This window comes from Nocardia acididurans (assembly GCF_016741815.1).
Classification (GTDB): Bacteria; Actinomycetota; Actinomycetes; order Mycobacteriales; family Mycobacteriaceae; genus Nocardia; species Nocardia acididurans.
This window is the reverse complement of sequence record NZ_JAERRJ010000008.1, coordinates 82,840-94,733: the sequence shown is the minus strand read 5'-3', so window position 1 is coordinate 94,733 and position 11,894 is coordinate 82,840. Positions and strand designations below refer to the sequence as shown.

The 11,894-nt window shown below is 68.3% G+C and carries 10 protein-coding genes; 3 read left to right on the top strand and 7 right to left on the bottom strand.

Annotated elements, in window-relative coordinates; genetic code table 11:
* Nucleotides 1–134: 134 nt before the first annotated feature.
* The 3 genes from JK358_RS21330 to JK358_RS21320 form a co-directional block, all read right to left on the bottom strand.
* Nucleotides 135–662: a YbhB/YbcL family Raf kinase inhibitor-like protein gene (locus JK358_RS21330; protein ID WP_201949526.1), complete on the bottom strand. Its 528-nt coding sequence runs from the start codon at nucleotides 660–662 to the stop codon at nucleotides 135–137.
* 18 nt (nucleotides 663–680) lie between these two features.
* Nucleotides 681–2,030 (bottom strand): M20/M25/M40 family metallo-hydrolase, encoded by a 1,350-nt coding sequence (locus JK358_RS21325; protein WP_201949525.1) that lies wholly within the window; start codon nucleotides 2,028–2,030, stop codon nucleotides 681–683.
* A gap of 163 nt (nucleotides 2,031–2,193) precedes the next feature.
* Entirely contained in the window at nucleotides 2,194–3,417 is a 1,224-nt protein-coding gene (locus JK358_RS21320; RefSeq protein ID WP_201949524.1) for a hypothetical protein, read from the bottom strand.
* 179 nt (nucleotides 3,418–3,596) lie between these two features.
* Here JK358_RS21320 and JK358_RS21315 point away from each other — a divergent pair, with 179 nt between their 5' ends.
* Both JK358_RS21315 and JK358_RS21310 read left to right on the top strand, forming a co-directional pair.
* On the top strand, nucleotides 3,597–4,526 hold the full coding sequence (locus JK358_RS21315) for an LURP-one-related family protein (protein WP_201950183.1): 930 nt from the start codon (nucleotides 3,597–3,599) through the stop codon (nucleotides 4,524–4,526).
* Nucleotides 4,527–4,656: 130 nt separating this feature from the next.
* On the top strand, nucleotides 4,657–6,189 hold the full coding sequence (locus JK358_RS21310) for an FAD-dependent monooxygenase (protein ID WP_201949523.1): 1,533 nt from the start codon (nucleotides 4,657–4,659) through the stop codon (nucleotides 6,187–6,189).
* A gap of 4 nt (nucleotides 6,190–6,193) precedes the next feature.
* Here the strand turns inward: JK358_RS21310 and JK358_RS21305 are convergent, their stop codons facing one another.
* From JK358_RS21305 to JK358_RS21290, 4 genes are all read right to left on the bottom strand, one after another.
* Nucleotides 6,194–7,696: a serine/threonine-protein kinase gene (locus tag JK358_RS21305; RefSeq protein WP_201949522.1), complete on the bottom strand. Its 1,503-nt coding sequence runs from the start codon at nucleotides 7,694–7,696 to the stop codon at nucleotides 6,194–6,196.
* Between the two features lie 10 nt (nucleotides 7,697–7,706).
* The gene (locus JK358_RS21300; RefSeq protein WP_201949521.1) at nucleotides 7,707–8,912 is read right to left on the bottom strand and encodes a DUF7373 family lipoprotein; all 1,206 of its coding nucleotides are present in this window, start codon (nucleotides 8,910–8,912) and stop codon (nucleotides 7,707–7,709) included.
* Between the two features lie 22 nt (nucleotides 8,913–8,934).
* Nucleotides 8,935–10,440 carry a serine/threonine-protein kinase gene (locus JK358_RS21295; protein WP_372440694.1) on the bottom strand — a complete coding sequence of 502 codons (1,506 nt, stop codon included), beginning with the start codon at nucleotides 10,438–10,440 and terminating at the stop codon, nucleotides 8,935–8,937.
* Nucleotides 10,441–10,508: 68 nt separating this feature from the next.
* Nucleotides 10,509–10,868, bottom strand: a complete 360-nt coding sequence (locus JK358_RS21290; RefSeq protein ID WP_307817658.1) for a winged helix-turn-helix transcriptional regulator — start codon at nucleotides 10,866–10,868, stop codon at nucleotides 10,509–10,511.
* Nucleotides 10,869–11,009: 141 nt separating this feature from the next.
* Between JK358_RS21290 and JK358_RS21285 the strand changes: the two genes are divergently transcribed.
* On the top strand, nucleotides 11,010–11,870 hold the full coding sequence (locus JK358_RS21285; protein WP_201949519.1) for an NAD(P)-dependent oxidoreductase: 861 nt from the start codon (nucleotides 11,010–11,012) through the stop codon (nucleotides 11,868–11,870).
* Nucleotides 11,871–11,894: the final 24 nt, after the last annotated feature.

Genomic DNA, 11,894 nt, shown 5'->3' with positions numbered 1-11,894 from the left:
AACCCGAACGCGACACACATGCGTAGATGCGCATATCGCCGTGTATGTATTACCCATATCCGAGCGAGCAGAGAAACGCCTGTGGCCGCGGTTTTTCCGCGGCCACAGGCGTCAGCGTCGCAGCAGACCCAGCGCTACTTCTCCTCGTGCGTGGCGATCAGCGTCGCCCGCCCGATGGCATTGAGGAACAGGTTGAATCCCAGGTACGCGGGCGAAGCGCTCTCGTCGACCTCGAGCTTCTCCACCCCCACCGCGTGCACGACCACGAAGTATCGATGCGCCCCGTGCCCGGCGGGCGGGAACGCGCCGACGTACTCGTTCTTCCCCGTGTCGTTGCGCAGCGTCACCGCACCCTCGGGCAGCTTGACGCTCGCCCCGGTCTCCAGCGAGGTGGTGGTCACCGGGATGTTCGCGACCACCCAGTGCCAGAACCCCGACGCGGTCGGCGCGTCCGGGTCGTACACGGTGACGGTGAAACTCTTGGTCCCCTCCGGGAATCCGGACCACGACAGCTGCGGGGAGATGTCGTTGCCCTTGGAGTCGGCGAACGCGCTGACCTGATCCAGCTTCAGCGGCTGCCCCTCGGTGATGTCGGTGGAGGTGAGGGTGAACTCCGGCAGCTGCGGCAGCGCCGCGTACGGGTTGTAGGTGTAGTCGGGCACGAGGCCGTCCTTTCGTCGTCAGCTGTTCAGGAGGAAGTGTTCCAGGACGCGGGTGCCGAACTCGAGCGATTCCACCGGCACCCGCTCGTCGACGCCGTGGAAGAGCGCGGTGAAGTCGAGGTCGGGCGGCAGTTGCAGCGGCGCGAAGCCGAAGCAGCGAATTCCCAAGCGCGCGAAGGCTTTCGCATCGGTGCCGCCGGAGAGCATATAGGGGACGGTGCGGCCCTGCGGGTCGTGGGCGAGGATGGCGTCGTTCATGGCGTCGACCAGGTGCCCGTCGAAAGTGGTTTCGTAGGAGTCGAGTTTGGTGATCCACTCGCGTTCGACGTCGGGTCCGATGAGTTCGTCGATCTCGCGTTCGAAGGCGGCCTGGCGGCCCGGCACCACGCGGCAGTCGATGACGGCCTCGGCGGTCTGCGGGATGACATTGGCCTTGTAGCCCGCGCGCAGCATGGTCGGGTTGGCGGTGTCGCGCAGGGTCGCGCCGATGATGCGGGAGATGGTGCCGAGTTTGGCGAGCTGGCCTTCGATATCCGGGCTGGACGGATCGAATTCGAGCCCGGATTCCTCGGCGACTGCGGCCAGGAATTCGGCCACCGAATCGGAGACGACCAGGGGGAAGGTGTGCGCGCCGATCCGCGCGACCGCGGACGCGAGGATGGTGACGGCATTGTCCTCGTGCAGGAACGAGCCGTGCCCGGCGCGGGCCTTGGCGCGCAAACGCATCCAGCCCAGGCCTTTTTCCGCGGTTTCCACCAGGTAGAGCCGTCGCTCGGTGCCGTCGGGCCGGGGCACGGTGAGCGAGAATCCGCCGACCTCGCCGACGGCTTCGCTGATGCCCTCGAACAGGTCGGGCCGGTTGTCGACGAGCCACTGCGAGCCCCAGCGTCCGCCGTTCTCCTCGTCGGCGAGGAAGGCCCAGACGATATCGCGCGGCGGCACCGTGCCTTCGATCTTGAACTGCCGGGCGACGGCCAGCATCATGCCGACCATATCCTTCATGTCGACCGCGCCGCGGCCCCACACGTATCCGTCCTGCACGGCCCCGGAGAACGGGTGCACGCTCCAGTCGGCGGCCTCGGCGGGCACCACGTCGAGGTGCCCGTGCATCATGAGCGCGCCGCGGCTCGAATCCGCGCCCTTCAGCCGGGCGAACACATTGCCGCGACCGGGCGCTCCGGATTCCACGTATTCGGTGGTGTACCCGGCCTCCTGCAACTGCTCTATCACCCACTCGGCGCATTCCTGTTCGCCCTTGGTGGTTTCCAGTTCGCCGGTGTTGGAGGTGTCGAACCGGATCAGCGTGCTGACCAGGTCGACGACTTCCGATACAGCGCGGGAGGTGCTGAGTTCGCCAGTTTCGGACACGTCACCTGTTTACCATCCCGCCTCCCCGAGACTTCAGCGCCCGGCCAAGTGCCGTCACCGCCGTGCACGCGTGCCGGCGGTCACGTAACGAGCCGATTTCGGACGTCCCCGGCGAGTTACCCGGACAATGCGAAATCAGTTGTCGCCTTTCGAATCACACCGATCACAACGGCCGCAGTACGCGCAATGTTGCGGTCAGTGTCGCGAGCAGGGAGTCCAGGCGCTGGTCGGTGATGCGGCGTTCCAGGAAGTCGGGGTCGAGCCGGGTGCTGGTGGCCCAGAGTTCACCGAGTCGGGCTTGGACGTCGACGTCGGTGGCGGCGAGTACCCACAGCAGCGGCGCCCACAGCCGGGCGGCCTGGGCGATGGCGGGCAGCAGGACCAGGGTGGCGGTATCCAGTTGGGCCAGACGGGCTCCCGCGCGGCGGCGCACGGTCTCGGGGGTGCGGGCCAGGGGTTCGAGTACGCCGCGCCACAGGGCGAGTTCGCTGCTGCCGTCGACCGCGCCGACGAGGTCTTCGGCGATATCGCCGGTGACGGGGTTGAGGGCCAGCCGGGTCAGGGTGGGCGGGCTGAGCTGGCCGAGGAAGCGCAGCATGTCCGCGGTGGCGCCGGCGCCGAGGAAGGTACTGATGAGGTCGGCGATGGCCGAGGGCGGGGCGGTGTCGAAGAGGATGTCGCCGACGTCGGAGATCACGTCGGGGGCGCAGCGCGCGAAGACCGAGAGCGCCGCCAGCCGTAGTTCTTTGGAGCCGTCGATCACGGTGCGCAGCAGGCCGGGTAATCGGCGGCTGTTGCCATCCAGCAGTTGACGCACGATGGCACTGATGTGCTCGCCGGAGTAGGCGTAGGCGGCGGAGCGGATGAGGCCCTCGTCATCGGGCACGCCCGCTTCGACGGCGCGGATCAGTTCCGGCGTGGCGAAGGCGAGGAACGGTCCGGCGGTGATGTAGTCGCGGCGGCGCAGCAGTTCGTTGACGATCTCGATGACGGGCGCGGGTGGCGCGTCGTCGGCGAGCTGGCCGACCGTGCGGGGGTCGAGGAAGGGTGCGCAGTCGGCGGCGTAGGCGACGGTGAGCCGGGTGAGCGCGTCGACGGCCTTCTTGGGGTGCTGGACGCCGACGGCGCCGGCGGCGCGTCCGGTCATGGTGGGCGGGACGACGCGTTGCACGATGGGCAGCGAGATGCCGAGGGGAACGATGGGGACCAGGGAGCTGATCCGGTCGAATACCGGATTGTGCTGATCGAACAGTTTGCCCGACATGCGCTGTTGCAGTTCATGCAACCGTGGCGCGCCGAGTCTTTCGAGGTGGGCGATGCGTTCCAGGGGGACGTGCAGGGTGCGGGCGAGCAGGACCAGCTGGGCGTTGGTGACCAGATCCGTCATCGCGACGACCGGGGCAGTGACAACCTGTCGGCGGTGAATTCGACTGCGACGGACATACTTTCCCCGTTTCCCCGGCCGCTGCCGACCGGTCACCCCTGGTTCGACCGCCCATCATAGAGGCGCGAATGCGACGAAAAGTGCATTCAGTGCATACTCACAACGCCCGCTAGGGTGCACCCATGAGTCAATCCCCGGGGTGGTACCCCGAACGTCCTGGATCGCCCGTTCTGCGCTGGTGGGACGGGTCGCAATGGACCGAACACACCCAGCAGCAACAGCAATCGGCACAGCAAACCGTGCCACCGCAGCAGCCCGTACCGCAGCAACCGCAACAGCAGTACGCGCAGCAACCGCAGTATCAGCAGGTTGCACAACAGGGTTACGCGCCGCAGCAGCAGCGCGGTGACGCCAGCCCATGGGAGTTCGAGCTCGGCGGGCCGAACAATCCCGCCGATATTCAACGGCAGGTGCAGCAGCAGGCCGGGGTCGCGCCGTCGCACGCGGGTGGCGGGACGCTGTTCACCGAACCGGTGCTGGTGGTGAATCAGAAGGTCAAGCTCATCGAGATGGCCAACGAGTACAGCGTTTTCGATCAGCACGGCCGTCAGATCGGTGCGGTGGTGCAGGTCGGGCAGTCCGCCTTGAAGAAGGCCGCGCGCTTCCTCACCAGCTACGACCAGTTCATGACGCACAAGCTCGAGCTGCGCGACGCCTACGGGCAGACGCAGTTGCGGATCACCCGGCCCGCCAAGGTCTTCAAATCGAAGTTCCTGCTCGAGGACGGTCAGGGCAGGCCGATCGGGGAGATCCTGCAGGACAATATGATCGGCAAGATCAACTTCTCCTTCGTGGTGAACGGCCAGAAGATCGGCGGCATTCGCGGCGAGAACTGGCGGGCCTGGAATTTCGCCATTCACGACCACACCGATCAGGAGGTCGCGCGCATCACCAAGACCTTCGAAGGCGTGCTCAAGACCATGTTCACCACCGCGGACAACTACGTGGTGCAGATCCACCGCCCGCTGCCGCAGCCGCTGCTGGCCATGGTGGTGGCCTCGGGTCTGGCCATCGACACGGCCCTGAAGCAGGATTCGCGCGGCTGGGGCTGATCGGCCATCGCGCGGACGGAGGGTGCGCGCGACGACTGTGATCAACCAGCACGACCCGCGCTCACCCGGCGCAAGGACGACGCAAGTCGACGCAAGCGCCGGGTGATCGCGGCCGCGCACAGTCGTATCCATGAACGAGGCACATGATGTGGTGGTGGTCGGAGCCGGACCGGTAGGGCTGATGCTGGCCTGCGAACTGCGGCTCGCCGGGATCGATGTCCTGGTGCTCGAACGTCTCACCGAACCGGATATGACGGTCAAGGCAGGCGCGATCAATGTGCCGACGGCACAGGCGTTCGCCCGTCGCGGCCTGCTGCCGAAGCTGGCCGCCGTGCACGAGGAATCGATAGCGAGCGTCGGCCAGTTCTTCGGCGGCGGTGGCGGGAAGATCCCGACCCCGGGACACCGGCCCCCCGGCGGCCACTTCTCGGGCATCACGCTCGACACCGCGGCGATCGATTTCGACGATCCGGATTTCGCCGATCTCGGTCCGGCCGCGGACTACTTCCTGATCCCCCAGCAGGCGATCGAGGCGATCCTGACCGAGCGCGCGCTCGAACTGGGTGTGGAGATTCGACGCGGCAGCGAGGTCAGCGGCTTCACCGACGACGGCGTGGGCGTCACCGTCGAGGCGGCAGGCCGCACCATCCGCGCCTCCTGGTCGGTCGGCTGCGACGGCGGCCGCAGCACCGTGCGCAAGCGCGCGGGCTTCGAATTCCCCGGCCTGGACCCCGAAATCACCGGCCGCCAAGCCATCGCCGACATGACCGGCGCCGAGCAGCTCCGGATGGGCTGGAACACCACACCCACCGGCATCTACACCTACGGACCGTTTCCCGGCCGCATCCTCACCGTCGAACTCGACGGCCCGCCCACCGACCGCGAATCCCCGATCACCCCAGCCGAACTCGAGGCGAGCATCGAGACGGTCACCGGAATCTCCGTCCGTGTCAACGCCATCCACTCAGCGACACGCTTCACCGACAACACCCGCCAGGTCCCCGACTACCGCCGTGGCCGTGTCCTGCTGGCCGGCGACGCCGCCCACGTCCACTCCCCCTTCGGCGGCCAGGGCCTCAACCTCGGAATCGGCGACGCGGTGAACCTCGGCTGGAAGCTCGCCGCGGTGGTCCGGGGCCTGTCCCCCGACACCCTCCTCGACACCTACACCGCCGAACGCCACCCCATCGGCGCCTGGGTACTGGAGTGGACCAGAGCCCAGGTCGCCCTCATGCGCACCGACCCACGCTCCCGCGCCCTGCGCACCCTGGCCACCGAACTGTTCGCCACCACCGACGGCGCGACCACAATCCTCAAGAAGATCTCCGGCATCCTGCACCGCTACGACCTACCGGGCACCCACCCCCTGACCGGCGCACGAACCCCCGACCTCGACCTCTCCGACGGCACCCGCCTCAGCGACCACTTCACCTCCGGCCGAGCGGTTCTCGCCGACCTCACCGACTCCCCCACCCTCCGCACCCTCACCACCCCCTGGTCCGACCGCCTCCACCAGATCACCGCCAAACCCACCACCCCCCACAACCTCGCAGCCCTGCTCATCCGCCCCGACGGCCACATCGCCTGGGCCACCGACACCCCAGACATCACCGGCCTCGAGCAAGCCCTGACCCGCTGGCTGGGCAACCCCGGGCTCCGGTGACCGATCAGATCGGCGCGCCAGGCCACCAGTCGTCGTGCAGTTCCTGCCCGCCGGCACCGCCCAGCGCCTCCACCACGCAGAAATTGCGTGACGGCTCGTCGAAGAAGATTCGCAAGCGCCCGTAGGGTTTTCCGGTGCTGTCGGTACTGTCGCGCCAGGCGACGAGTCCGGATCCGCTGGACCGGGTCCAGGTCTCCTGGGCGGCGAACTCGCCGGTCGCGGGCCGCTCGATCGGTGTCCGATCGGTATTGCACAGGACCTGGAGCACGCGCACCGGGCGGTAATCGCCTCCGCACATGAGCTGGGCCAGCCGTCCGAGCTGATCGAGAGGCAGGGATTGCCCCTGCTCGTCGATGGCCGAGCAGCGCAGCCCCTGGTAACCGGCCACACTCGGCGTGGCGGGAAGCAACCGCGGGACAGTGTCGACGACGAATTGGTGTGCCGCCCAGCTCGATACAGCTGCCGCACTGGTCGATACAGGCGCGGTGGTGACCGCCGCGCCCGGCGAATCCGGGGACGACATTCTCGACACCGCGATCGCCGTCCCGGCCGCGAGCACCGCTGCCACGAGCCCGGCACGGATCCACCGACGCCGCGGACTCGCGGCTCTCCGGACGTTCCGGCCCGCGTCCCCGACGCGCGGGGTGCCTTCGGCGGCATCGGCAGCGGCTTCGAGGGCACGGCCCGCCGCCCACGCCAACGCCCCGCAGCTGTCGTAGCGGTCGTCGGGATCCTTGGCGAGCGCGCTTCGCACCACCGCGTCGAGGGCCACGGGCACAGCGGGACTCACGGTGCTGGGCGGTGGTGGTGCCACGGTGAGATGTGCGTGCATCACGGCCGCCGGATTCCCGCGCGGGAACGGCACTCGCCCGGTGAGCAACTGGTAGAGGGTGCAGCCCAGGGAATAGATGTCGGAGCGGCGATCGGCGGGCCGTCCGCTGATCAGTTCGGGCGCGGTGTAGGCGAGGGTTCCCACCGTCCGCTGCGGTCCGTCTCCGAATTCGTCTGCGGCACGGGCGATTCCGAAGTCGGCGACCAGCACTCGATCCCCCGCTCGGTCGCCGCCGGGTTCGATGAGCAGGTTGGCGGGTTTCACATCCAGGTGCAGCAGTCCGGCGTGGTGGGCGGCGTCCAGCCCCGCCGCGGCGGCGGTCACCAGCGCGACGGCGCGCTCCGGTGAGAGGCCTGCGGGGTGGCGGCGGATCAGGGTCGCGGCATCGTATCCATCCACGAATTCCATGGCGATCCACAGCAGTTCGCTGGTGCTGCCGCAGTCGTGAACGGTGACGATATTCGGATGGTCCAGGCGCGCGGCCAGTTCGGCTTCGCGCAGGAATCGTGCCCGGAATCGCGGATCATCGGCGCGGATGCCCGCGAGGACCTTGACCGCGTCGTGGCGTGGCAGCCGGGGATGGCGGGCCAGGTACACCTCACCGCTGCGCCCGGCGGCGATCAGTCGTACGACCTGGTATCCCGAGACGACCGCTCCGGGCGGTAGTCCCCCCATGCGTCTCACACTATCGACTGCGCACCAGTAATGCGTACTGTGCGGTCGCCCTGGCATGCGCGGTCGCCAGATCGGGGCCGTACACCCGGGCGAGATACCGGCCGTCGAGTATCTGGCAGGTGAAGCGTCGTTCGCGGGCGTGATCGGAGACGTCCGGCGTCTCGAAACAGGTCGCATCCGGGATGTGCCCCGGTGCGGCAACCGGATTGCGGCCGGTCACCGGGCCGGATCGTTTCGCGAGGGCGCGGCGCGCGGTGGCGGCATCGGGAAACCTTGCGGCATAGGTGAATCCGACGTACGCCACCCGCTCGATCGGGAGGATCTCGCTGTCGCCCGGCTCGTTGAACCAGGTGGTTCCGACGACCGGGCCGTAGACGACGCCGGTCACGAAGCGCGCTCCGCCCCAGCCGGCGAGACTGTTGCGGTTGTCCTGATACAGGCTGGGGTACGGCCACTGTCCCGGCGCGGCGGGCAGGGTGCGGGCGAGCATATCGTCCCGATCCAGCGGCAGTTCCGCGATCCCGTCGGCGGGCGTCGGGGTGAAGGTGTCCAGCTTCGGCAGCACGGCGTCGAAGGCAGCCTGGATTGGCGCTGTCAGTGCCACCAGATCGGTGGTCGGCTGAATGGAGAGCACGGTGACGACATAGGGGCCGTGCGCGAGGGTCGCGGCCACTGTCGGTACGCGCGGACGCCAATGTCCGCGCGCGTCCGCGTATCCGGGGATGGTGACGGCCACATTCTCGGGACTGACGGCGAAGTCGTCGGCGTCCACCGCTCGCGCGGCCGCACGTGCCGCGGAGTCGTCGCGCATCCGCAGCACGGTGATCCGCATGGCCCGGGACACGCCCAGCTGCGGCCACCCGGTCGGATTGTCGTGACCGCCGAAGCTCATTCCGGCCAGCATGCCGTTGGCGGTGAGCGTGGCGCGTGTGGCGGCGGCGAGCACGCCGACCGCCTGATTCGGTGTCGGCACCGGGAACACCGAGTAGTAGCGCAGCGCGGAATCGATCGCCGACGGCGCCACCGCCACGTCGAACATGCGGATCGATTCGACCATGCGGCCTCGGCTTTCCCCGGTCTCGGCGGGCATGGTGAGCGGTTCACCGCTGTAACCGCCGAGATCGAGGCCGGTGAAGTCGGGCGTCACCGGACGGGGCGAGCCGTCGATCACACAGCCGCTCACCAGCAGCGCGACCGACAGCAGTGCACCCAGCACGGGAAGCATGCGAAAAGCACGGTCAGATGGGCGCATTCGGCCACCACCCGTCGCGCAGATCCTGCCCGGTGACCAGATCGCCGAACACCGCGATCTGGCAGTGATTGCGGGTGGTGCTGTCGAAGTACAGTGCGACCTGTCCGCCGAGGGTGCCGGACATGGCGGACATCCCCCACATGATCGAACCGCTACCCGTTGCGCGCGTCCAGGTTTCGGTTGCCGGTGTTCCTTCGAACGGCACCAGGCCCTGTGTGTTCGGCATCGGATTCCGCGCGGTGTAGCAGGCCACGATCAGGTTCGTCACCGGATCACGGTCGCCCAGACACTGCAGTGCGGCCAGGGTCTGGGCCTTGTCCAACGGTGGGGATGCGCCGTACTGGGCTTTGTCCTCGTTGGTGGTGGCGAACGCGGTGCAGTGGATGCCGCGGTATCCGGTATCGAAGGGGGTGCGGGGCAACAGGTCCGGGAAGGCGTCGACCACGAACTGATAGGTGCTCCACGGTCGTGCATTCGACACGGTAGGTGAGGGTTGCGCGGACGCGGGCGCGGCCGGTGTCTCCCCGAAGGGCCTGCGCCAGAACACGACTCCGGCGATGACGGCGAGCACGAGGGCGACCACGGCGACCACGGTCACCGGACGTCTGCCGCGCCGCGGGGGTGGGAGCGGCTCCACGCGCACCGGCATGTCCGGTTCCCGTTCCCCGCGCAATGCGGCCGCCGCGGCAGCCGCCAGCGCGCCACAGCTCGGGTAGCGGTCCGCCGGATTCTTGGCCATCGCCCGGGCGATGACGGCATCGAATTCCCCTGGGACACCCGGCTTTTCGTGCGACGGCCGCGGCGCCTGCTCGTAGAGGTGCGCGTACATCACCGTCGCGGGCGTCGGCCGGGGAAAGGGTGTCCGACCGGTCAGCAGGTAGTAGAGCGTCCCACCCAGCGCGTACACATCGGCCCGATGATCGACCGTCCCCGCACTGATCTGCTCGGGTGCGGCATAGGCGAGCGTGGCGAGCACCTCGCCCTCCTCGGTCAACGCCGTCGAATCCCCCACCGCCCGGGCGATTCCGAAGTCCGTCACCAGCACTCGATCGGGTCCGGCCGACCCCTGGGCGATCAAGATATTGGCGGGCTTCACGTCTCGATGCAGCAGCCCTGCCGCGTGCGCCGCGTCCAGGCCCCGCGCCGCCTCCTCGATGATGTGCACCGCCCGCCACACGGGCAGCTCCCCGCTCCGCGCGACTTCCGCGGCATCACTCCCGGCCACATACTGCATGGCGATCCACAGGCAGCCGGCGTTCTCGCCCCGATCGTGGATCGTGACGATATTCGGATGCCGCAGGCGCGCCGCGAGTTCCGCCTCGCGCAGGAACCGCGCCCGGAACGTCTCATCCGCACTCGCCGCCGGCAACAGCACCTTCACCGCGTCCTCGCGCGGCAAGCGCGGATGTCGCGCCAGGTACACGGTCCCCATCCCCCCGGCGCCCAGCACCCCGGTAATCCGGTACCCCGCAAAGATCTCACCCGGTCGCACGACCATGAGTCTTACGCCCCGAAGCCGCTCAGCGCCAACCGTTTCGGGGCAGTCACGAATAACCCTGCTCAGGCGACCTCGACGATGACCTTCTCGGCGTTGATGCGCTTGTTGCGGCGGGTGCCCCAGGCGCCGAGGGGGGCCAGGGCCTCGTTGAGGGCTTGGCCTTCGGGGGTGAGGGAGTATTCGACGCGGGGTGGGATCTCCGCGTAGATCTCGCGGTGGACGATGTCGTCCTCGACCAGTTCGCGCAGTTGCTGGTTGAGCATTTTCTCCGAGACGCCGGGCAGGCCGCGACGGAGTTCGCCGAAGCGGCGGGTGCCGTACGCCTGCAGTTCCCACAGGATGAGGGCTTTCCACTTGCCGCCGACCACATCCATGGCGGAGTCGATGCCACAGATGTATGGCCCGGATCTCTTTTCGCCCACCGGTCGAACCTCCTCGCTCGATACATACCTTTTGGTCAGTACCAAAGAAAATAGTGCGTACTTGTGGGGCAACGCCGGGGCGGGCAACCTCGATTCCAGCGCGCGCCGATGAATCTCGACTATCGAAGGAGTTGTCCCACAATGACGAACACTCAGGTGACCGTGCTCGGGCTCGGCGCGATGGGCAAGGCACTGGCCGCGACCTTCCTGACCGGTGGCGTGTCGGCGACCGTGTGGAATCGGACGGCCGGGCGGGACGCGGAATTGGTGGCCGCCGGTGCGGTCGGGGCCGGGTCGGTGGCCGAGGCGATCGACAACGGTGAGGTGATCATCGCGGTGCTGCTCGATCACGCGTCGGTGCATCAGACCCTGGATCCGGTGGTCTCGCAGCTGCGGGGCAAGCGGCTGATCAATCTGACCAGCACCGCGCCGGAGGAGTCGCGAGAGCTGGCGCGCTGGGCGGACGAGCACGGTATCGAGTTCCTCGACGGCGGCATCATGGCCGTCCCGTCGATGATCGGGACGCCGGCCTCGTCGATCCTCTACAGCGGGGACAAGGCGCTGTTCGAGGCGCACCGGGCCACGCTCGAACTGCTGGGCACGGCCGAATTCCTCGGTGACGACCCGGGGCTCGCGGCGCTCTACGACTTCTCGCTGCTGTCGGGCATGTACATGATGTTCGCCGGGTTCTTCCACGGGGCCGCCATGATGAGCTCGGCCGGTGTCAGCGCGCAGGAGTTCGCGCAGCGGGCGGTGCCGTGGGTGACCGCCATGGCGCAGGGGTTTCCGGGATACGCCGGGGCCATCGATTCCCGCGACTACAGTGCCGAGGTGCAGCATCTGGAATTCCAGCAGGCCGCGGTGAACGCGATCGTGCGGGCGTCCCGGGATGCCGGGGTCGCGACCGATCTCATCGCACCGATCGCCGAGCTCATCGACCGGCAGATCCGGGCCGGGCACGGCGCCGCCGCGTTCGCGCGCACCATCGAGGAATTGCGCTGAGCGGCAATGGCTCTCGGACCCGTG